This is a genomic window from Bacillus sp. TE9106W, from assembly GCF_054062215.1.
This window is the reverse complement of record NZ_JBSSFA010000002.1, coordinates 28,002-48,056: the sequence shown is the minus strand read 5'-3', so window position 1 is coordinate 48,056 and position 20,055 is coordinate 28,002. Positions and strand designations below refer to the sequence as shown.

At 34.9% G+C, this 20,055-nt stretch carries 26 protein-coding genes and 1 pseudogene; 12 read left to right on the top strand and 15 right to left on the bottom strand.

The window, feature by feature from the left end; all coding sequences use genetic code 11:
* Window positions 1–54: 54 nt before the first annotated feature.
* The gene (locus tag ACVWY7_RS03800) at window positions 55–1,251 is read left to right on the top strand and encodes an LCP family protein (protein ID WP_144507783.1); all 1,197 of its coding nucleotides are present in this window, start codon (window positions 55–57) and stop codon (window positions 1,249–1,251) included.
* A gap of 148 nt (window positions 1,252–1,399) precedes the next feature.
* Entirely contained in the window at window positions 1,400–1,840 is a 441-nt protein-coding gene (locus ACVWY7_RS03795; RefSeq protein WP_000642359.1) for a hypothetical protein, read from the top strand.
* A gap of 33 nt (window positions 1,841–1,873) precedes the next feature.
* Here the strand turns inward: ACVWY7_RS03795 and ACVWY7_RS03790 are convergent, their stop codons facing one another.
* The 12 genes and pseudogenes from ACVWY7_RS03790 to ACVWY7_RS03735 form a co-directional block, all read right to left on the bottom strand.
* On the bottom strand, window positions 1,874–2,638 hold the full coding sequence (locus ACVWY7_RS03790; RefSeq protein ID WP_000060718.1) for a sulfite exporter TauE/SafE family protein: 765 nt from the start codon (window positions 2,636–2,638) through the stop codon (window positions 1,874–1,876).
* 33 nt (window positions 2,639–2,671) lie between these two features.
* Complete coding sequence (locus ACVWY7_RS03785) at window positions 2,672–3,151, bottom strand: DsrE/DsrF/DrsH-like family protein (protein ID WP_000437725.1); 480 nt, start codon at window positions 3,149–3,151, stop codon at window positions 2,672–2,674.
* A 60-nt stretch (window positions 3,152–3,211) separates the two neighbouring features.
* Window positions 3,212–3,508, bottom strand: a complete 297-nt coding sequence (locus ACVWY7_RS03780) for a rhodanese-like domain-containing protein (RefSeq protein ID WP_144507781.1) — start codon at window positions 3,506–3,508, stop codon at window positions 3,212–3,214.
* Window positions 3,509–3,522: 14 nt separating this feature from the next.
* Window positions 3,523–3,882, bottom strand: coding sequence for a rhodanese-like domain-containing protein (locus ACVWY7_RS03775; protein WP_001092315.1), 360 nt, complete (start codon window positions 3,880–3,882; stop codon window positions 3,523–3,525).
* A gap of 30 nt (window positions 3,883–3,912) precedes the next feature.
* Complete coding sequence (locus ACVWY7_RS03770) at window positions 3,913–4,143, bottom strand: sulfurtransferase TusA family protein (RefSeq protein ID WP_033682521.1); 231 nt, start codon at window positions 4,141–4,143, stop codon at window positions 3,913–3,915.
* Between the two features lie 39 nt (window positions 4,144–4,182).
* Window positions 4,183–5,313 (bottom strand): MBL fold metallo-hydrolase, encoded by a 1,131-nt coding sequence (locus ACVWY7_RS03765; RefSeq protein WP_000453271.1) that lies wholly within the window; start codon window positions 5,311–5,313, stop codon window positions 4,183–4,185.
* A gap of 38 nt (window positions 5,314–5,351) precedes the next feature.
* On the bottom strand, window positions 5,352–5,912 hold the full coding sequence (locus ACVWY7_RS03760; protein ID WP_144507779.1) for a sulfurtransferase TusA family protein: 561 nt from the start codon (window positions 5,910–5,912) through the stop codon (window positions 5,352–5,354).
* Between the two features lie 88 nt (window positions 5,913–6,000).
* Window positions 6,001–6,264, bottom strand: a complete 264-nt coding sequence (locus ACVWY7_RS03755) for a metal-sensitive transcriptional regulator (RefSeq protein WP_000456206.1) — start codon at window positions 6,262–6,264, stop codon at window positions 6,001–6,003.
* A 157-nt stretch (window positions 6,265–6,421) separates the two neighbouring features.
* On the bottom strand, window positions 6,422–6,808 hold the full coding sequence (locus ACVWY7_RS03750) for a DUF2606 family protein (RefSeq protein WP_105989896.1): 387 nt from the start codon (window positions 6,806–6,808) through the stop codon (window positions 6,422–6,424).
* Window positions 6,809–7,034: 226 nt separating this feature from the next.
* Window positions 7,035–7,340 (bottom strand): annotated as a pseudogene (locus tag ACVWY7_RS03745) (neutral/alkaline non-lysosomal ceramidase N-terminal domain-containing protein); the annotation flags it as partial.
* Between the two features lie 118 nt (window positions 7,341–7,458).
* Window positions 7,459–8,877: a stage V sporulation protein SpoVR gene (spoVR, locus tag ACVWY7_RS03740; RefSeq protein WP_212114588.1), complete on the bottom strand. Its 1,419-nt coding sequence runs from the start codon at window positions 8,875–8,877 to the stop codon at window positions 7,459–7,461.
* A 115-nt stretch (window positions 8,878–8,992) separates the two neighbouring features.
* Complete coding sequence (locus ACVWY7_RS03735; RefSeq protein WP_000214804.1) at window positions 8,993–9,553, bottom strand: nitroreductase family protein; 561 nt, start codon at window positions 9,551–9,553, stop codon at window positions 8,993–8,995.
* 232 nt (window positions 9,554–9,785) lie between these two features.
* Between ACVWY7_RS03735 and ACVWY7_RS03730 the strand changes: the two genes are divergently transcribed.
* The 9 genes from ACVWY7_RS03730 (at window position 9,786) to ACVWY7_RS03690 (ending at window position 16,455) form a co-directional block, all read left to right on the top strand.
* Entirely contained in the window at window positions 9,786–10,382 is a 597-nt protein-coding gene (locus ACVWY7_RS03730) for a hypothetical protein (protein ID WP_144507777.1), read from the top strand.
* A 125-nt stretch (window positions 10,383–10,507) separates the two neighbouring features.
* Entirely contained in the window at window positions 10,508–12,025 is a 1,518-nt protein-coding gene (locus ACVWY7_RS03725) for a spore germination protein (protein ID WP_000467476.1), read from the top strand.
* On the top strand, window positions 12,022–13,104 hold the full coding sequence (locus ACVWY7_RS03720; protein ID WP_073526390.1) for a Ger(x)C family spore germination protein: 1,083 nt from the start codon (window positions 12,022–12,024) through the stop codon (window positions 13,102–13,104). Before ACVWY7_RS03725 ends, ACVWY7_RS03720 begins: the two co-directional genes overlap by 4 nt.
* Window positions 13,105–13,120: 16 nt before the next feature.
* Window positions 13,121–14,230 (top strand): GerAB/ArcD/ProY family transporter, encoded by a 1,110-nt coding sequence (locus ACVWY7_RS03715; protein WP_001095026.1) that lies wholly within the window; start codon window positions 13,121–13,123, stop codon window positions 14,228–14,230.
* Window positions 14,231–14,275: 45 nt separating this feature from the next.
* Window positions 14,276–14,785 carry a PCYCGC domain-containing protein gene (locus tag ACVWY7_RS03710; protein ID WP_000761019.1) on the top strand — a complete coding sequence of 170 codons (510 nt, stop codon included), beginning with the start codon at window positions 14,276–14,278 and terminating at the stop codon, window positions 14,783–14,785.
* Window positions 14,786–14,902: 117 nt separating this feature from the next.
* Window positions 14,903–15,151, top strand: coding sequence for a YhdB family protein (locus ACVWY7_RS03705; protein WP_001195458.1), 249 nt, complete (start codon window positions 14,903–14,905; stop codon window positions 15,149–15,151).
* Window positions 15,152–15,315: 164 nt separating this feature from the next.
* Complete coding sequence (locus ACVWY7_RS03700) at window positions 15,316–15,735, top strand: disulfide formation protein C (protein ID WP_212114569.1); 420 nt, start codon at window positions 15,316–15,318, stop codon at window positions 15,733–15,735.
* Between the two features lie 12 nt (window positions 15,736–15,747).
* A complete protein-coding gene (locus ACVWY7_RS03695) occupies window positions 15,748–16,167 on the top strand; it encodes a thioredoxin family protein (RefSeq protein WP_000738456.1) in 420 nt (139 codons plus the stop codon).
* A gap of 72 nt (window positions 16,168–16,239) precedes the next feature.
* On the top strand, window positions 16,240–16,455 hold the full coding sequence (locus ACVWY7_RS03690) for a DUF1540 domain-containing protein (RefSeq protein WP_001115487.1): 216 nt from the start codon (window positions 16,240–16,242) through the stop codon (window positions 16,453–16,455).
* A gap of 33 nt (window positions 16,456–16,488) precedes the next feature.
* On the opposite strand, the gene ACVWY7_RS03685 is transcribed toward ACVWY7_RS03690, so the two are convergent.
* From ACVWY7_RS03685 to ACVWY7_RS03675, 3 genes are all read right to left on the bottom strand, one after another.
* Window positions 16,489–16,740 carry a hypothetical protein gene (locus ACVWY7_RS03685; protein ID WP_000834195.1) on the bottom strand — a complete coding sequence of 84 codons (252 nt, stop codon included), beginning with the start codon at window positions 16,738–16,740 and terminating at the stop codon, window positions 16,489–16,491.
* A 106-nt stretch (window positions 16,741–16,846) separates the two neighbouring features.
* Window positions 16,847–17,608: a L,D-transpeptidase gene (locus ACVWY7_RS03680; RefSeq protein WP_000717598.1), complete on the bottom strand. Its 762-nt coding sequence runs from the start codon at window positions 17,606–17,608 to the stop codon at window positions 16,847–16,849.
* Window positions 17,609–17,674: 66 nt separating this feature from the next.
* On the bottom strand, window positions 17,675–18,541 hold the full coding sequence (locus ACVWY7_RS03675; RefSeq protein WP_001136281.1) for an SDR family oxidoreductase: 867 nt from the start codon (window positions 18,539–18,541) through the stop codon (window positions 17,675–17,677).
* Between the two features lie 201 nt (window positions 18,542–18,742).
* Here ACVWY7_RS03675 and ACVWY7_RS03670 point away from each other — a divergent pair, with 201 nt between their 5' ends.
* Window positions 18,743–20,044, top strand: a complete 1,302-nt coding sequence (locus ACVWY7_RS03670; protein WP_000482728.1) for an NCS2 family permease — start codon at window positions 18,743–18,745, stop codon at window positions 20,042–20,044.
* The last annotated feature ends 11 nt before the right edge of the window (window positions 20,045–20,055 follow it).

Here is a 20,055-nt window from a genome sequence, read left to right as displayed (position 1 = left end):
TATAATAAGTGGATATGAGTGTCGTATTTCAATCCAAATGAAGGAGTACAGGAAATGGAGCAAAACCCATCTTTGCAAGAAAATACACGCAGTAAACCGAAAAAAAGTAAGAAAAAAATAAAAATTATTATAAGCGTTATTCTATTCTTTTTAATAGTAGGTGGCGGTTATACTTGGTTTTTAGTAAATAAAGCATCTTCTGCTGTTCGAAATGCCGCACACGATTTAGCACGCGGTGATAAATCTGATTTACGTGATAAAGCTGTAAAACCTATTACAAACAATGTCTCTGTCTTAGTAATGGGTGTTGATGAAAGCGATGTCCGAGGAAAAGAATATGGTGAAGCTATAAGAACTGACGCACTATTGCTTGCAACGTTTAATAAAGATAGCAAAACTGTAAAACTATTAAGTATTCCACGAGATACATATACGTATATTCCAGTGGAAAAGAAAAAAGATAAAATTACACACGCTCATGCATACGGTTCTACTAAAAACGGAAAAGATGGTGGGCCACAAGCAAGTATTGATGCAGTTGAAAAATTACTAAATGTTCCTGTTGATTACTTTGTAAAATTTAACTTCAAATCATTTATGAAAATTGTCGACGATTTAGGCGGTATTGAAGTTGATGTACCAGTTGAATTTACTGAACAAGATAGTAATGATACTGCTGATGCGATTCATCTGAAAAAAGGTGTTCAAAAGCTAAATAGTGAAGAAGCTCTTGCACTTGCTAGAACGCGCCACATCGATAGTGATGCAATGCGTGGACAACGTCAACAGCTCGTTATTGAAGCAATTTTAAAGCAATTAACAAGCGTTGGATCTGTAACAAAAGTTGGTAATATCATTGATGATATTAACGGACAATTCGTTACAAACTTAACATTTGATGATATGCTTTCATTCTATAAATATGGGGCGGATTCTTCAATCGAGAAATTACAAATTCAAGGTGACGACTGCTATATGGAAAAAGGCGACGATACATGTAGCAAATCTGCTGGTGGCGGCCGAACATATTTCTACAACCCAGATAAAAAAGAATTAGCAAAAGTTACAAACGATCTTCGTACTCATCTTGGATTACCTGCATATACAAAAACAGACTCTGATTCGAAAAAAACAAGTACAGAGAAAACAAAAGAATCTAAGTCTGAAAATTCAAGTGAACGCGAATCAAGTAACAATGAATCAAAAAATAGCAATGAAGACAAAGAAACATCGTCTAACGACAATGAATAATAAAGAAGCAGTTCTCTATGGAGGTAGAGTACTGCTTCTTTTTATTTCTTCACAATTAAAAATCAGAACTTTCTAACTATCTTTTTTAATATTTTTAAATTATAATAAATAGTAGCAATCTATTCCAATTATCAGGGGGCTCATACATATGAAAGCTGCAGTAAAACATAACATCTCAGATTTTAAAGACTACTTAAAATCCAACGATATATACATGGAAGAAAATATAGATGAAAATGATGGTTCTGTTCATTTTTCAGTAGGGTTAGAGACAGAAGCTGGCGCAAAAATTCAACTTATCGCTGCTTTCCAAAACGAACATCCTACTGTAGATATATACTGCTTCAATGTTGCTCACGTACCTGATGCAACAGCAACAAATGATATTTTGCACGTTATTAATGAATTAAACACATCTTATCGATTTGCAAAATTCACATTAAACAAGCAAAATGCAATTGATATTTCAACATCTCTTGCATTCTCAGAACCAAACTTTAATCCAGCACTTGTCTTTGAACATACGAGAATGCTATATAAATTAGCAAATGACGAATACAAAAACTTAATGAAAGTGATTTGGGCATAAATAAAAGGATGGGCTGCAAGCAGCGCCATCCTTTTATTTCGATATCATATCAATCCACATTTTAACAGCAGTTCCTACAATCAAAATCGATAACATATATTGTAGTGCTTTTTGATTGATCCTTTTCCCAACTCGCGCTCCAATCGGCGCAGCAAAGATACTTGCAATCGCAATAATAAGAGCTGGCATTACAACTACTTGCCCAGTTATTACTTTTCCAGTTGTAATCCCTACTGAGGAAATAAACGTAATAGCAATAGATGTTGCTATTGTTCTACGTATTGGCAATTTTAAAATGACTAGCATAATCGGAACTAAAAGGAACGAACCTCCAGCACCTATAATACCTGATGCTCCACCTACAATAAACGCTAACAAGCTTGCTAACCATTTATTATATTTCAGTTCATCACCATTATTTCGTTTCGGTACGAACATCATAATAGCAGCAATTGTGGCTAACGCTGCATAAACAACATTGACCGTATGTTCCTCTAATGCATTAGCACCAAAACTACCTATGAAACTTCCTATTAATATACTAGCTCCCATATACACAACGAGCGTTTTATCCATAGCATTACTTTTCCGATAAGCCCATGCCCCTGCAAAGGTTGCAAAGAATACTTGCACCGCTGTAATACCACTCACTTCATGTGCAGTATAGCCAGTAAATCCTAGCAATACCGGAATGTATAAAATCATCGGATAATTAATAATCGCACCGCCAATTCCAACCATTCCTGATATAAACGATCCTATAAACCCAATTATAAAAAGTAATACGACTAAACTCACCTTATATCCCCCGCCTTCTAAAAAGAAGGTGATTTAAATGAATAAGTTCACATTCCCATCCGAAGCATCTGCTAAATAAGCTCCTACTCCTGCAAACTCTACCCCTTCCATAATCTCTTCCTCTTTTAACCCTAATAAATCTACTGTCATTTGACAAGCTACAAGTTTAATCCCCTGTTCTTTCGCCAAATCAATTAAATCTGGTAACGGCATTGCATTATGTTTTTTCATAATACTTTTAATCATCTTTGGTCCCATACCTGCAAAATTCATTTTAGATAATCCCATCTTATCAGCGCCGCGTGGCATCATCTTTCCAAACACTTTTTCTATGAAAGTTTTCTTTACCTCTACATGTTCATCTTTCCTTAAAGCATTTAATCCCCAGAAAGTATGAAAAATAGTTACCTCTTGATCATAAGCAGCTGCACCATTTGCAATAATATAAGCAGCCATCGCTTTATCATAATCTCCGCTAAATAAAACGATTGTTGTTTTCTTTTGTTGTTCCATGTTGTTCTCCCTCCAATTACCCGTAGGGGTATTATTATTTTTATAAAAAATCGTTTCGCCCTATTCTACCTTACCTTCCCACGCTAACATACCACCTACCATATTAATCACTCGAAAACCGTAACCTTCTAAAAATTGAACAGCTCTTCCACTTCTCCCGCCAGAGCGACAAACGATAATATATTCTTTCTTTTTATCCAACTCATGCATACGAAATTCTAACAGCCCTAGTGGAATGTTACACGCTTCTGGAATTTTCCCTTCAGCTACTTCTTCTACTTCACGTACGTCTATGATATTCACTGCTTCTTTACGTAACAATTTTTCTTCTAATTCTTTTGCTGTCATTTCTTTCATTTTACACTTCCTCCTCACAAACCATTCATCCCGCCTGAAACATTGGTAACGTGCTGAAATCCTAATTTTTTTAACATTTTCGCTGCTTGTTTACTTCTCATTCCACTCTGACAAATAACGATTACTTCCCTATTCTTATCTAATTGATTTGTCTTACTAGCTAAGTCATTTAGCGGGATATTTTGAAATCCTTTCATATGATTTCCTCTATATTCACCTACTGTACGAACATCGATAAAGTACTTTCCCTGTTTTCCTACTATATTTTTTAATTCTTTTCCGTTTATATTTTGAACACCTTTCACAGGTAAAAAGCGTGAAATAACAAACCATGCAGCAAGTACAATGAAAAGCGTACTTAATATTGTGTTCATATAACCAACCTTTCTACATTTATAAAAATACTACGCCTTCTTAATCCAAAACTTCAGCACATCGCCTTCCTCTTCACGCTTTACGATGTCATGGCCACTTTTATTTGCCCACGCTGGAATATCCTTAACTGATCCTTTATCCGTTACCTGTACTTCTAACACTTCTCCAGTTTGCAACGTATCCATCTCTCTCTTCGTTCTTACAATCGGCATTGGACATGCTAAGTCTTTCGCATCTAATACTTGTTTTACATTCATCATCTATTCCTCCATTTTTCATTCATTCGGTTGTTCGTTTATTTATTTGTGAACTGCACAACGATTTGGACCAATCTCCATTTCACGCTCTTCATCCACACTCGGGTGGATTTTACCCATATTCGTTTGACGGATTTCTTCATATGCATTTGGCTGAGGTGGTAAGTTTTCTGTTACAACTTTACGGAACTCTCCATCATCCTCAATATTTAATCCCGCATTATGCTCAAATAAATCTTTTAATTTTGCACTAACAATACCACTTTCGTCCATTTCACTTATTTTTGAATAATGAGCCGGTAACACAATTAAACTTTGAGATAGTTCTTTATATCGGCTATACAAAGTATTACGTAAATCACTTACCCAATCCTCAGCCTTCCCAGCAAGATCTGGACGCCCGATGGAATCTACAAATAAAATATCGCCTGATAATAAATAGGAATTATCTACAATAAATGATGTACTTCCAATCGTATGCCCCGGTGAGTATAATGCATCAATTTCAATTTTAGTACCCCCCACCGTAATAACAGATCCTTCAACGAGCGGTTCATATGAGAAAACAACTTCCTCCGCATCTTTTGGTGGTAACCAGTACGTCCCCCCTACTTTTTCAGCTAACTTACGTCCTCCAGAAATATGGTCTGCATGTAAATGTGTATCCATTACATTCGTAATCGTAACGCCATGATCTTTCGCAAATTGTTCATATGCTTCAACTGTTCTTACTGCATCAATAACTGCTGCTTCACCGTTTGAAACGACCATATAAGATAAACAGCCTTTTCCAAGGCGGTTAAACTGGTACATACTTCCGCCATTTTTTAAATCTCCAATTTTTATAGGCTTTACATATTCACTCCAAGCCTTCATACCACCAGCTAAATAATAAATGTTTTCTAATCCAGCCTCTGTTAATTGCTCTGCCACAAATATAGAAGACCCTTCTTTTGCACATACTACTAAAACATCTTTATCTTTAGGTAATTCACTTACAATATGATCTACACCATCTAACAAATCAAAATACGGTTTATTTATAGATGAGATTTGTTTCCCTTCAATTTTCCAATCTTCATAATCCGTCTCATTACGAACATCTAAAATAAACAACTCTCCGAATAAAACTTTCTCTGCAACATCTTTTGCTTGTAATGATTTAACTTCCATCTTCTTACCCCCCGAGGTATATTTTCATTTAAAAAAATTTAATTCTCTATATTCCCTTGCCACTCTATCATACCGGGAATAACATTTTTCACATTTGTATAACCTTTCTCTTTCAACATTTGGCAAGCTACATCACTGCGATTACCAGTTCGGCAAACAACATAAATTTGCTTCGTCTTATCTAAGACTAGACTTTCTAGTTCACCTAACGGCATCGAAGTAGCAGATGGAATATGACCAAAAGCGAATTCCGCTGCTTCACGAACATCTAATACAGTACACTCTTCACCACTTACTAATATCTCTTCCAACTCTGTATTCGTAATTGTATGAGGATATTTCACAATTTCATTCACTTCATGCTCATGTGCTTTTCTAACGTAATGCATCAAAATATCGCCCTCGTGTTTTGTACCGATATATTGATGCCCTACTTTATTCGCCCAACTTTTTATATCTACAGTAGACCCTTTATCTGTTGCCTTAACTTCAATCACTTGCCCTGATGCTAATCCTTCTATCGCCTTCTTCGTTTTCACAATCGGCATCGGACAAGCCAAACCTTTGCAATCTAAACTCATATCCACTTTTATACTCATAGTCGATTCCTCCACAACTTATATACATATACCTGTAGGGGTATAATAAAATGTTTTTGAAAATCTGTCAACACTTATGTTTGACAGATTATCGGCTTTTTACAAGTAATTGAACAGCTTCTTTAATTAATTCTTCATTTGAACCATTACCACTTTCAAACTGTTCACGTAAACATTGCTCTAAATTTGTTCCAACAACGAGGCCAATTGTACGATCAAGTGCAGAACGAGATGCCGTTAACTGTGTAATAACCTCTCGGCAATCTTTTCCTTCTTCCATCATACGAAGCACGCCACGAACTTGACCTTCAATACGTTTCAATCTATTTTTCATATCTTGATTGTATTCCACTATAGACCACCTCCGTAATTATAACTATATTATACATTACTTTGTAACTTTGTATAATATCATATACCCTTAAGGGTATATTGTAAAGGGATTGATTTTTAAAACTTTTTCACCGCTTTATTTACCACTAAAAAACGAATCCAAATGGATTCGTTTTTTACAATGATATATTTATTAACCTCGTTTCATCTCTATCGTTAATCCTAACTATTTGCGTCTCACTATTTGGTAAAAATACCATATAAATTCCCTTCCTCACATTCCTCCAAATAACTTTTCCTTCTGCGTCTGTTTTCCCTATTGAGATCCCAATTTCTTTACTGGGTTTAGGTGATTCGTCTTTCATAAGTATAATTTCAAAATCTTTTATTGGCTGTTTTTCTTTATTTTTCACATGAAAAGTTACAGAATTAACAACCTTACTAAACTTCTTTTCATTATTTGCTATAGAACTAGACATTATGATGATGACCAATACACAACATAAAATCCATAAAAGCTTATTATATTTATTCAGACCATTTTTTAAGATTATTAAAAACATCGTCTGTCACCCGATTTCCAAAGTACATCTTCTAATTCACAAAAAGTACTATAAAGAGCCAACCTACATCTTATAGAAATAAAGCTATCCAACATAACTTACCTCCTATACAAATGATAGCAAACAATTGAAGGTCCCTTTATAAATTCTAGTTTTTCTTTTTTTAGAAGTCAACGTAATCACACAATTATCATATTCTTTACTCTGCGTTCAAAAATCTGTCTCATTAAAGGTTCACTTTACTACATAAACCCGTAACCTTCTTCACAATCAGCTCCGCAGTATTTTCCTCCAGTGGCATCAATAAATTCGTAACCGGTCCATACACTACAGGGCTTAATTCCACTTCATATCCACCATATGCGAATTCTTCCTTCGTTGGTAAGTAACCAATATATCCGTTCGTATATCCACCAAAGAAAGCTAGTTCATTTTGAAGACTCTCTTTCATTTCTAACGCAGTCTCTGAAAAAGGTTCCATCGGTATACCAGAGAATATACCATCATTAATTTGAAACAGTTGCACTTCTAAACTGCTCATTTGAATCGCTCCATTTCTCTATGTAACTCCCTTTTGTTTAAGAATAGCATATTTTACCTTTTTCCAAATAAAAAAGAACAGACATAGCATTCTATGTCCGTTCTTGCCATCACACATACTTCCGATGCACCATCTTCCCATCATAAGAAAACACAACACCCTTACTCTCTACGATCGACTCCATATGCACTGTTCTTCCCCACAGTTGATGAAGATATGGTAATACCTTTTCTAAGTATTTTAAATCGAGCTCGATTCCTTCGTAGCTATGTTTAATATACAATTCTCCGTTCTTTAAGTAGTCTCCGTCTTCTACTACTAAGTACGGGAAGCCACCATTTGTACGCATATTTACGAGCTGATCACGTACATGTTCCCACTCTTTATCTATTACTTTATATTCTTTTCCTTGGCGCTGGAATAAGTACATATCTTCTCTCATTACGAGATCTTTATTTAAGTAGTTTCTTAAGAACGATACGTCCCATTCAATTTCGCGTACTTCAAAGATTTTGTCACGGCCAGATTCTGGTTTGACGCCTCGTCGCTTCATTTCTTCGGTCGGATTATTGTAGCGTTCCTCAATATCTTCAAACATTTTAATACCGAGGTAGTATGGATTAATGCTTGTTTTGGATGGCTGAACGACGCCCGCATTTAATTTCGCAAATTCAATTGCTTCATCCGATGTTAAGTCCATTTCGCGAAGTATGCGTTGATGCCAGAAGGACGCCCAGCCTTCATTCATAATTTTCGTTTCAAGTTGCGGCCAGAAGTATAACATTTCTTCGCGCATCATCGTTAATATGTCTCGCTGCCAATCTTCTAACTCACGGCTATATTCTTCAATAAAGAGGAGTAAATCTTTTTCTGGTTGCGGTGGGATTTTCTTCTTTTTACGTACATTAGAGCGTTCCTGCTTTTTATTTCGATTATCTAAATTCCATAAATCATCGTATTGTGATGCCTTTTTCTTCTCTACTTCTTCCTCTTCTAAATCATCAATACTCCACGCCAGTTTCGGACGCATAAGCGACGGATCAATATGCTCTTGAATGGCAAGTACGGCATCTAAAAATGTTTCTACCTCTTCTTTTCCGTACTTATGCTCATATGCCTTCACCCGTTCAGCTGTTGCTGACATACTTTCTACCATATCTCGCTTCGTATTTGAAAAACGAATATTATTTTTAAAGAAATCACAGTGCGCTAACACGTGCGCTACAATTAATTTATTTTGAATTAACGAGTTCGTATCTAGTAAAAAGGCATAACATGGATCAGAGTTAATAACGAGTTCATATATTTTGCTAAGACCTAAATCGTATTGTAATTTCATTCTGAAAAACTGTTTTCCAAAACTCCAATGTGAAAAACGCGTCGGCATCCCATATGCACCAAATGTATAAATAATTTCCGCTGGACATATTTCATAACGCATCGGATAAAAATCTAGCCCAAATCCAGTCGCAATTTCCGTAATTTCCGCAATCGCATATTGCAGTGCTTTATCGTCACTTGCTCTCATTATTTTCCCTCCTTACACTTTCCCTTAAGAAAGTGTATGATTGAGAACAAGCTTTCATGAGGATTGATTGCATAATAAAAAGACACCCCCGTAAAAACGAGAATGCCTCACCTATTTAACCCTCAATAATCTCCATCTTCTCCGTAATCGGCGTACGATCTTTTCCTTCTGGTGCTTTATCGAAATAGCCAAGGTGAAGAATTCCAACGATGCGTTGACCTCTAGTTAAACCGATTCCTTCTATAAATAATGGATTGTAGTTTAATCCGCCTGATTTCCAAACACAACCTAAACCGCGTTCCCAAGCAAGAAGTTGGAAGTTTTGCATAAATGCACATGTTGCAGCGTAATCTTCGTCACGTTGAATTTGACGTGGGTCTTCATTTATATATACAACGATTTGTGCTGGCGTGCTCAAGAAACGATCTGATAAAATTTTTCCGCGTTTCGCTCTTTCTTCTTCTGTGAAAGAATTTAATACTGCATCTACTAATTTCTGGCGGCCGTCTCCAATATATAATTTACAATTCCACGGCTCACGGTGCTTATGGTTTGGTGCCCACGTTGCGTCGTTTAATAGTTCAATTAATAACTCTTTGTCTACTGCTTTATCTGTAAATGTACGAACAGAACGTCTTTCTTTAATTACATTTGCGATGGAAGTATATGTAGTCATATTTTTCTCTCCCTTATTTTTATCTATATGTATACGTTTATTATTGATATTGATTTTCAATTTCGATTATACCTTAGTTTTTTACTATTAATCAATGTTTTATGTTGGAAAACTTCCAAAAACTTCAGTTCATACTGTGAATAAAAAAACTTAATTTGTTCACAAGTATTTCACATTTTATGGAAATGATATATGTAAAGTTTTCCACATTATCCATCTAGGAGGAATTTACATGTACAAAAAAATCGCAGTAAGTATGTCTATGGCAATATTATTATTCGGTGCAACCGTCTTCCCTACTTCCGCCGCTACGCCAAAAGAAGTAACATTGCATCATCATAAACCAATTTCAGAAGAAGAAATGCAGTCGCTCGAAAAACTCGGCTATAACAAACATGAAATTTGGAAAGCTGCCTACATTGCAAAAATGAGTAAAAAAGAAATTAAGGACGTTTTAGCTTACTATAAGCAAAATCAATCTTGGGAGAAAACAGCCGAGCATTTCGGGATAGATCCAAGTAAGTTGAAAAAGCATCATATGAATAAAGAAACAAAAAAAGCACTACTGCTACAATTAGCAACTATGCAAAAATCTACACCAGACGGACTAAAACAAAAAATGAAAGAATATAATATCGGATTACGTCAGCTCACGGTATTAACAATTATTTCTCAAAAAAGTAATACTCCCCTTGATGATTTGCTAAAAATGAAAAAAGACGGAATGGATATGAAACAAATTGCTGAAAAATTAAATGTAAAGAAAGAAGATATACGAGCAGAAATGATTAAATTAGTAAAGTCAATTAAGGAAAAGAGAACAAATTAATACACCAAAAAGGAAGAGATTTTCAATACTCTTCCTTTTCTTTATGAACTTTCAATTTTCAAGTATAAATTCCCGTCTTTCCCAAAAACTAACACAAGGAAATGATATATGTTAGGGGTGAGAAAATGTTCGGTTTATCATCTAAGAAATCCAAAAAGAATAGTACAAAAACACTTTGTTCTATTCCAGAATTTATACAAAGCATGACAGAATCTAGCGATTTTGTCTCTTATAACGTACTTGAAAATGAAACATTATGCTTGTTTTATTATAAATCTGTCGTGGAAGCACTTATTATTAAACAATTTATTTTAACTCCTCTAAAAAAGGAATCGGATCGAATCCAAAACATCTCTGATTTATGTAATATCGTCTCTATTGAAGATATTATTACCTCCCCTTCTATTGATGATATTCGTGAGAAATTATTAGGGGGATATATTTTATTACGCTTAAAAAACAATTCGAATCCCGATCAATATGCTTTAATTCGTGCCGAAAGTACTGTTTTAGGAATACGATTAAATAACGATACAGAAAATGAATATAGCGTAATCGGGCCTAAAATCGGTTTCGTTGAAAACCTTGATACAAATATACACTTATTACGCCGAAATATTGTCACGGAGCAACTCATATTTAAAGAAGTGACCGTCGGATCTATGTCAAAAACAAAAGTAGCAGTTGCTTATATAGAAGGAGTTACAAATGAACAATTTATCAACACCGCAATACAACGGCTAGAAGACATTGACTTTGATGTCCCATTTGACGCAACTATGATTGAGCAATTTATTAGTGATAATAGTAATTCACCTTTTCCTGTTCTATTACCTACAGAACGATTAGATCGGGCTGTATTTGCGTTAATCAACGGTGAAGTTTTAATTTTAACAGATGGCTCTCCGTATGCTTTATCAGGACCAACAACGTTACTAGATTTTTTCATTTCACCAGAAGATTATTATTTACCGTGGATGATTGGATCGTTCTTTCGTATTATTCGTTTTTTCGGAGCTATATTTTCTCTTTTTTCCTCCGCTATTTATACAGCGGCTTTAACATATCATTATCAAATGATTCCTGCCGATTTACTAGGTCCTATTATTTTCTCGAGAGCTAACGTACCTTTCCCTCCTATTCTAGAAGCGCTCTTTTTAGAAATTACAATTGAATTGCTTCGTGAAGCGGGAGCACGTTTACCGACAAAAGTTGGACAAACGATTGGAATTGTTGGTGGGATTGTAATTGGACAAGCATCGGTTGAAGCAGCTTTAACGAGTACAATTTTATTAATTGCAGTTGCTTTATCTGCCCTTGCATCTTTCACAACACCGACTGTAAAGATGTCTTCTACTATCCGGTTGTTACGCTTTCCACTTATTCTTTTAGCCGGCGCATTCGGAGGATTAGGCCTTATTGTCGGATTCGTATTTATTTTAGCTCATTTAATTAAATTAAAATCACTTGGATCACCTTATTTATTACCTTTATATCCATTTCGTGGTTTAGGTACAGCAGAAGGTTTTCTTCGATTACCATTTAGTCAAACGGCACAACGGCCTTCTTTCCTTAGACCGAAATCAAAATGGCGCTATAACCCGAACAAAGTGAAGCAAAAACGTGATGGTGATAATCAATGAAAAAACTTTTCTTGTTCCTTATTATAATCTTTTTTGTTCTACAGACTGGCTGTACACAAACGTATATAGTGGATACACAGCGTATTATTCATATTGCTGGATTTGATATTACAAAAAACAAACAATTCCAAGGGACGATCTTATTCCCAGAATACACGCATGGTGTACAGTCTAAGCCTGAGACACAATCAACATCTGCTCGTTCACTTGAAACAATCGCTTCACGATTGAATGCTAAATCTCCTCACAATGTTGTTGTAGGTCAAATGCGTGTCGTCTTATTTGGAAAGACTCTAGGAGAACGTGGAATGGGAGAAATTATTACTAACTTACAACGTGATCCAAATATAGGACGTGATGTACAACTAGCAATTGTAGATGGATCAGCTGAAGAGCTTTTAAATTACGGAAAAAAAAATGGTTCTTTATATATTGCTGATTTACTCGAGCAAAATATAAGAAATGAGAACATTCCACAAACCGCATTAAACATTTTTTTATATAATTATTACTCTTCTGTATGTGATGCCTATGTTCCTTATATTAAAATGGACGATAATCATTCTGTCGCTGTCAAAGGACTTGCCTTTTTAAAAGGCGATAAAGTCGTCATGTATACGGATAAAAGACATTCTGTTTTAGCAAAATTACTTATTAATCCTACAAAAAATGGACGTTACGAAGCAGCAATAACAAAGGATAAACATAAAGGTATGGTTGTTATACAAAACTTAGCTGGGAAAAATAAATATGATATAGATCAAACTGGCGACATACCAAAAGTAAAAATCCATTTAAAATTAAATGGTTTAATTAAAAACTCTCCTAATTGGATTGATTTGAGAAAAGAAACAAATATCAACTATATAAAGAAACAAATTGAACGCAATGTTGAAAAAGACTGTGAAGATTTAATAAAACAATTTCAAAAAAAGGAAATTGATCCTTTAGGCATACGCGATGAAATTAGAAGTCATACGAGAAAATGGAATATAAAACAAATTCGAAATATGTATAAAAACGTAGCCGTAGATATAAATTTAGATCTTAATATTGTACAATCTGGAATCGGGGAATAGTGAGGTGAAATAAGCAATGAATACAATGAATAAATCAAAGACAGTCTCTCCATACTTTGCCTTTATATTATTACATTCCCTTCAAATTGGAATAGGAGTTCTTGGGTATCAACGTGTAATTTTAAAAAACGCTGGTTATGATGCCTGGATTTCTCTTATTATTGCGGGGATTGCAACCCATATTGTGCTGTTTTGTATGTTAAAAATGTTAGAAAAAGATGGAGATTTAATTAGCATTCATACAACAAGTTTTGGAAAATGGTTTGGCTCTATATTTTCTGTCATTTTCACTCTTTATTGCTTATTATTTTGCCTTACTGTTCTTCGTACATATATGGAAGTGATACAAGTTTGGATCTTCCCTACCATTAAGTTATGGAAACTTACCCTTATGTTTTTATTAGTCACTTACTACATTATAAAAGGTGGCTTCCGTTCTGTGACAGGGATATGTTTTTGGGGTATTGTACTTCCTATTTTCGTTGTATTCTTTTTAGTCTATCCAATGAAATACGCTCATTTCCGTAATATTTTACCTATTTTTACACATTCACCTTTTGACATGCTTATATCTGCAAAACAATCTGCATTAGAGTTTCTCGGCTTTGAAACAATCCTTATCTTCTATCCATTTATTGAAAAAGGTAAGTCTTTAAAAAGATGGGCTCATGCAGGAATTTTTTTTAGCACTTTGATTTATGTAGTTTTAGCTATTGTATCTTTTATGTATTATAGTGAAGGACAATTAAATCATACTATTTGGCCTACTTTAACGATGTTAAAAATAATTAAAGTTCCTTTCATTCAACGGTTTGAATATATTATTATTTTTGTTTGGTTTTTAATTATTTTGCCAAACCTTTGTTTAACTATTTGGTCATCATGCCAAACGATGAAGCGTTCATTTCATATTTCATTTAAATTTACATTACCGTTTTTCATTTTCATCGTTTTTACAGCTTCTTTATTCTTTAAAAACCGTGAAAGTATCAACACATTAAACACAGTCCTATCTCAAGCTGGCTTATATATTGTATACGCTTATATCCCGATTTTATTTGTATTCCATTCACTACGATGGCATTTCAAAAATCGGTCAAAAAAATCTTCACCCGACACACCATAATCTCTGATACAATTTGATTAATACATTTGTAAAGGGGACAAGCGTATGAAGAAATATGTATTTTCTTTACTTGCAGTACTGAGTTTAATTCTTGCTGGATGCGGAGCTACTAGTACTAATGAAAAAAAATCATCTGAATCAAAAGAAGAGCATGACCATGCATCGCATACTCAGCAAGCTGACATTCAAGAGAAAACAAAAGGAGTCGACACACTCCCTACCTTCCTAGACAAGCTTGATCCACAAATGAAAGATATCTACACTGTCGCTGGACAAAATGCAGAGCTATTAGATTGGATTCCATGTTACTGCGGTTGCGGTGAAAGTGTAGGACATAAAAACAATAAAAATTGCTTTATTCGTGAAATTAAAAAGAATGGTGAAGTTGTTTGGGATTCCCATGCAACGACTTGCGTCAATTGCCTAGAAATTGCAGTTGAATCGGCTTCGATGAAACAAAAAGGAAAATCAACGCTTGAAATTCGTAACTATATCGACAATAAATATAAAGAAGGATACGGAAAACCAACACCTACGCCAATGCCAAAAGCTTAAAAAACGAGGAAACACCTCGTTTTTTTTCATTCACTTTTTTTCTTAACAAATTCTTTCAAGTGTATTTCTCCTTACTTATCACACACTATATATAACTCTCGGTAAGGAGGGTACACAGTGCAAACATATAACGACTATGATAAAGCTCTCTATTACACGTATTGCTGTAATTGGGATAAATTACTCGTTCTTATGGTTCAAACGAACGATCAATTATTTTCTAAGCGTATTGAGCATTTTTTACACGCTTATCAATACAGTAAAGAACTGCCAGAAGTTGATAAACAATTGCAGCTCCTATTTCAATATATTGACCACGCATCCCAAAAGTCACATATAGAAGAAGTAGAGCAAATTCAAATGTAAATTATAGCGCTATCCTCTTCTGGAGGATAGCGCTTTTTAAAATGTTCATATCAATAAAAGTTTCCCCTTATAAAACTTTTATTGATAAACATATTTTTTCTTTCTTTTCTGTACCACTTCATACTATAATTTAGTATGTAACTATTATAAGTGAGGTATAAAATATGGGACGAGAAAAAAAGCAAGAATATGCTTTATTTACCGTGTGGGGAGCTTCTTTTATTGCGACACTAGGAAGTCTATACTTTTCCGAAATCATGAAATTTGAACCTTGTGTCCTTTGTTGGTATCAACGTATTTTCATGTATCCATTCGTTTTATGGCTCGGTATCGCTGTAGTAAAAAAAGACTATCGCATTGCAAGTTATTCTTTACCAATCGCAAGTATTGGTGCTTGTATTTCTTTATATCACTATGCAATTCAAAAAGTCGCAGCATTTTCAGCTGCAGGGGCAGCTTGCGGCCGCGTACCATGTACGGGAGAATACATAAACTGGTTCGGCTTTGTGACAATCCCGTTTTTAGCACTTATCGGCTTTATTACAATCGCTGTTTGTAGCTTTATTGTCATCAAAAACAAATAAGGAGATGAAAGAATGAAAAAAATGCTTATATTTGGCGGTATTATTATCGTCTTATTTGCGGCAATCTTTGCTGTAACACAAATGGAAAAGAAAAATGCATCGACAGATGAAAAAGGTTACTACTCAAATAAAATTTCTCTTGAAGATCTCAATAAAAATATAGAAGATAAAAAAGAACAAACGATTTACTTCTATCAAACCTCTTGCGTTCATTGTCAAAAGGTCTCTCCTATTGTTGTACCTTTAGCGAAAGATTTTAATGTTGATATGAAAGTAATTGATATTGAAAATTTAAACGAGCCTTGGGATAAATATAATATCCAAGGAACACCGACAATTATTCATTTTAAAGACGGTACAGAAGTAAGCCGTATTAGCGGAGAACAATCAAAAGACAAATTCAAAGAATGGTTTGAACAAACAAAGAAATAACGAGAAAAGGAAACTCCTTCTATACATGAAATGCGTGTAAAATCCCAAACTAATGTATAAGGAGGGGGTTTTATGCCAGAAGTAAGATGCTCTGTTTCCAATTGCTCATTTTGGGGACAAGGTAACTTTTGTCAAGCCAGTGCGATTATCGTTCAGCCAGATTCCGATGAATCGGGTCAAACTGAAAATAATTCGTATACAAATGCAGTTTTAATAAACGAGACGCTAGAAAGTTCTGTAGCAACGAGTGTAGAGACTTGTTGTCATACTTTTAAACCAAAATATTAAACATAAAAAGCATACGATTACTCGTATGCTTTTTTACATTCCCCTCCAAAAATCATGCATAATAAAAAAGTACAAAATAACAAGAACTGCCGTCCCACATAACGTAATACGCCGATATATACTTTTCTCCCCTTCCCTCGCCTTAACAAACGCCCAAATAAATCCGAAGAACAATATTAAATCAACGTATGGAACATAAAACGAAAAGACGAGAAACGCATACAAATACACGATAAATAAACAGGTCGTTACTAAGAAAACTTTAAAAGCAAATTCACTTTTCATGATATAACCGCCCCCCCCTATCCGTACTGTATTATATTCAGCAAAATACAATAGTTGCAGTTAAACTCAAAGTAGAAATAAGCTACCGTCTATAATACGGTAGCCATTACGGAACATTATATTTCCTTTTATATATATTACTTAAAATCGAAGAAGGAATTTGCTCATAACGAATTTTTTCTCCTGTTTCATCCACAATATACAAATTGTTTCCTATATAATATATTCCATCTTTTCGTTTTGAGTACACTGCATATCTTTCGTTTGGCAATACCGTTTTCACTTTCGTTAACTGCCCATTTGGTTCTTGCCAATATATATCCACGCGGTCTACTAACGTAAGTATACCAATTTGTTCTTCTTCTATTTTACGACCATTCCAACTCACAACGCGGTAACCAAGTTTATTCGCTTCATATTCGGGGCTCGTATGAAAACGAGAAATGATTACTTTTGTTTGTAAATGGACTCGATCATATAACCACTGTATATCCCTGTCATGCATGCGAATACACCCATTTGATTCCCTACTTCCAATCGTCCATTCCCGATTTGTCCCATGAATCGCATATTCATTTTTATCTAGGCCAAGCCATCTCGTACCAAGAGGGTTATTCGGTGCACCCCCAGCTATTTTTTTTCGATGGTATTCTTTATTTTTATATTTATTTATAATACAAAAATTACCTTCAGGCGTAGGTGTACGATCTCTTCCAGTTGTTACGGGGAATGTTTTTGTATAATTTCCATTTTCAAAAAAAGACAACTGATTTGTCGTAAGATTCACTAATATTAAATGATCTGTATTAGCAAAAGCACTAACCGGTAGGATGAAAAATAATAGTATGACGAAACAAATTTTTTTCATCTATATCCCCCCTAGCGCTCACTATAATAAGTGGAATTAACTTTACTTTGCTCTTATAAATGAAAACTATCCATTTACAATAACGCCCCCATTTACATGTATCATTTGCCCGGTAACATAGGATGAATCACTAGACGCTAAATATACATATGCTGGCGCTAATTCATATGGTTGACCAGGTCTTTGCATTGGAACATTGCTCCCAAACTGTGATACTTTTTTCTCATCAAAGCTTGATGGAATAAGTGGTGTCCAAATTGGTCCTGGCGCAACACCATTTACACGAATCCCTTTTTGCACTAACGATTGAGAAAGTGATCTTGTGAAAGAAACGATAGCTCCTTTCGTTGCGGAATAATCAATTAACGTTTCATTTCCTTCATATGCAACGATAGATGCCGTATTTATAATGACATCCCCTTGCTTTAAATGAGAAAGTGCTGCTTTCGTAACATGAAAATAAGAAAAAATATTAATACGAAAAGTCTTTTCCAACTGTTCTGCTGTAATATACTCTAGTCCTTGCTGCGGATATTGCTGCGCGACATTATTTACTAAAATATTTAAACTACCTAGCTGCCGGACAGTCTCTTGTACAATATCTTTACAATGCTGTTCATCACTTAAATCACCTGGCAACAATACACACTTTACGCCTTCTTTCTCAACATATTGTTTCGTCTCATTTGCATCTCCCTCCTCATCTAAATACGCAATCGCAATATTTGCTCCCTCTTTCGCAAAAGCGATGGAAACAGCTCGTCCAATTCCGCTATCTCCACCTGTAATTAATACATTCTTTCCTTTTAACTTTTCGCTTCCTTTATAATTTGGATCTTCAAACTGCGGTAGAGGATTCATTAATGATTCAATGCCAGGCTGTTTGTTTTGATGTTGCGCTGGCATTGTTACAAAGTTTTTTTGCTGCGGCATAGTTTCTTTCAACTCCTTTTTCTTATAATGTGCATAATAAAAACTGAAATTCGCACATCATATTACGATTAATATTCGAATTTAAGACACAAAATATGAATTGTTGTAAACTTTTTATGCAAAACTATTGCAAAATAGTTAAAAAACGAATATTATATATAACTGTTGTGAAAATTATTCGTAAACAGAAAGGATGTTTATATGTTTAACCTTTCAAAACATAAAACTTCTATTAAAACTGAAATTATGGCAGGTATTATTACCTTCTTAACAATGGCATATATCATTGTCGTAAACCCTGTCATCCTTGGGGATGCAGGAGTTCCATTCGAACAAGCATTTACAGCAACCATTATCGCTGCTGTTGTCGGAACATTATTTATGGCGATCTTTACAAACTTACCAATCGCAATTGCACCAGGTATGGGATTAAATGCTTACTTCTCTTACTCTGTTGTAAAAGCTCATGAAGGCATGACTTTCGCAATTGCATTCTCTGCTGTATTCGTAGCAGGTATGATTTTAATTTTGTTATCATTCACATCTTTCCGTACAAAATTAATGGAAGCAATTCCTGAAAACTTAAAACATGCAATTACTGCTGGTATCGGTCTTTTCATCGCCTTTATCGGTTTACGTTTAACAGGTATCGTTACAAAAAATGAAGCAAACTTAGTTGGACTTGGTGATCTTCACTCTGCTCCAGTACTACTAGCATTAGCTGGACTTGGAATTACGATTGTTCTTATGTCTTTAAATGTAAATGGCGCACTATTTATCGGTATGCTATTAACTGGTATTATTGCTTTCTTCACAGGACAATTAACATTCTCAAACGGCGTTACATCAATGCCTGGATTACCAGAAGGAATTATCGTTTCCAATCCAATTACTGCTGTATCTGACGTAATTAACTACGGATTATACGGCGTTGTATTCTCATTCTTCCTTGTTACATTATTCGATACAACAGGTACATTACTTGGCGTTGCTCAACAAGGTGGATTTATGAAAGACGGAAAGCTTCCAAAAGCTGGACGAGCTCTTCTATCTGACTCATTCTCAGCAACAATCGGTTCTATGTTCGGAACAACACCATCAACAGCTTACATTGAATCTTCTGCTGGCGTTGCAGCTGGTGGTCGTACTGGTTTAACAACTGTTACAGTAGCTGTTCTATTCGCTCTAGCAGCATTCTTTGGACCTTTAGTAAGTGCCGTTTCTGGTGTATCAGCTATTACTGCACCATCATTAATTATCGTTGGTAGCCTTATGATGGGTTCAGTTCGCCACATCGATTGGGACGCATTTGATGAAGCATTCCCAGCATTCTTGGTAATCTTAAGCATGCCACTTACATCAAGTATCGCAACAGGTATCGCACTTGGATTTATTTCATACCCACTTATGAAAGTAGCAAAAGGTAAATTCCGTGCTGTTCACCCACTTGTATATGTATTTGGAATTTTGTTTGCTTATCAATTGATTTTCTTACCACATTAAAAAAGTAGAGC

What these genes read in the sequence shown, in the direction of transcription:
- ACVWY7_RS03700 (WP_212114569.1), top strand. Translation starts at nt 15,316, where the DNA reads ATGGGACGAGAAAAAAAGCAAGAATATGCTTTATTTACCGTGTGGGGA.
- ACVWY7_RS03735 (WP_000214804.1), bottom strand. Translation starts at nt 9,553, where the DNA reads ATGACTACATATACTTCCATCGCAAATGTAATTAAAGAAAGACGTTCT.
- ACVWY7_RS03750 (WP_105989896.1), bottom strand. Translation starts at nt 6,808, where the DNA reads ATGTTTTTAATAATCTTAAAAAATGGTCTGAATAAATATAATAAGCTT.
- ACVWY7_RS03685 (WP_000834195.1), bottom strand. Translation starts at nt 16,740, where the DNA reads ATGAAAAGTGAATTTGCTTTTAAAGTTTTCTTAGTAACGACCTGTTTA.
- ACVWY7_RS03800 (WP_144507783.1), top strand. Translation starts at nt 55, where the DNA reads ATGGAGCAAAACCCATCTTTGCAAGAAAATACACGCAGTAAACCGAAA.
- ACVWY7_RS03730 (WP_144507777.1), top strand. Translation starts at nt 9,786, where the DNA reads ATGTACAAAAAAATCGCAGTAAGTATGTCTATGGCAATATTATTATTC.
- ACVWY7_RS03715 (WP_001095026.1), top strand. Translation starts at nt 13,121, where the DNA reads ATGAATACAATGAATAAATCAAAGACAGTCTCTCCATACTTTGCCTTT.
- ACVWY7_RS03720 (WP_073526390.1), top strand. Translation starts at nt 12,022, where the DNA reads ATGAAAAAACTTTTCTTGTTCCTTATTATAATCTTTTTTGTTCTACAG.
- ACVWY7_RS03775 (WP_001092315.1), bottom strand. Translation starts at nt 3,882, where the DNA reads ATGAACACAATATTAAGTACGCTTTTCATTGTACTTGCTGCATGGTTT.
- ACVWY7_RS03785 (WP_000437725.1), bottom strand. Translation starts at nt 3,151, where the DNA reads ATGGAACAACAAAAGAAAACAACAATCGTTTTATTTAGCGGAGATTAT.
- ACVWY7_RS03675 (WP_001136281.1), bottom strand. Translation starts at nt 18,541, where the DNA reads ATGCCGCAGCAAAAAAACTTTGTAACAATGCCAGCGCAACATCAAAAC.
- ACVWY7_RS03670 (WP_000482728.1), top strand. Translation starts at nt 18,743, where the DNA reads ATGTTTAACCTTTCAAAACATAAAACTTCTATTAAAACTGAAATTATG.
- ACVWY7_RS03765 (WP_000453271.1), bottom strand. Translation starts at nt 5,313, where the DNA reads ATGGAAGTTAAATCATTACAAGCAAAAGATGTTGCAGAGAAAGTTTTA.
- ACVWY7_RS03725 (WP_000467476.1), top strand. Translation starts at nt 10,508, where the DNA reads ATGTTCGGTTTATCATCTAAGAAATCCAAAAAGAATAGTACAAAAACA.
- ACVWY7_RS03690 (WP_001115487.1), top strand. Translation starts at nt 16,240, where the DNA reads ATGCCAGAAGTAAGATGCTCTGTTTCCAATTGCTCATTTTGGGGACAA.
- ACVWY7_RS03780 (WP_144507781.1), bottom strand. Translation starts at nt 3,508, where the DNA reads ATGAAAGAAATGACAGCAAAAGAATTAGAAGAAAAATTGTTACGTAAA.
- spoVR (WP_212114588.1), bottom strand. Translation starts at nt 8,877, where the DNA reads ATGAGAGCAAGTGACGATAAAGCACTGCAATATGCGATTGCGGAAATT.
- ACVWY7_RS03695 (WP_000738456.1), top strand. Translation starts at nt 15,748, where the DNA reads ATGAAAAAAATGCTTATATTTGGCGGTATTATTATCGTCTTATTTGCG.
- ACVWY7_RS03770 (WP_033682521.1), bottom strand. Translation starts at nt 4,143, where the DNA reads ATGATGAATGTAAAACAAGTATTAGATGCGAAAGACTTAGCATGTCCA.
- ACVWY7_RS03710 (WP_000761019.1), top strand. Translation starts at nt 14,276, where the DNA reads ATGAAGAAATATGTATTTTCTTTACTTGCAGTACTGAGTTTAATTCTT.
- ACVWY7_RS03795 (WP_000642359.1), top strand. Translation starts at nt 1,400, where the DNA reads ATGAAAGCTGCAGTAAAACATAACATCTCAGATTTTAAAGACTACTTA.
- ACVWY7_RS03680 (WP_000717598.1), bottom strand. Translation starts at nt 17,608, where the DNA reads ATGAAAAAAATTTGTTTCGTCATACTATTATTTTTCATCCTACCGGTT.
- ACVWY7_RS03760 (WP_144507779.1), bottom strand. Translation starts at nt 5,912, where the DNA reads ATGAGTATAAAAGTGGATATGAGTTTAGATTGCAAAGGTTTGGCTTGT.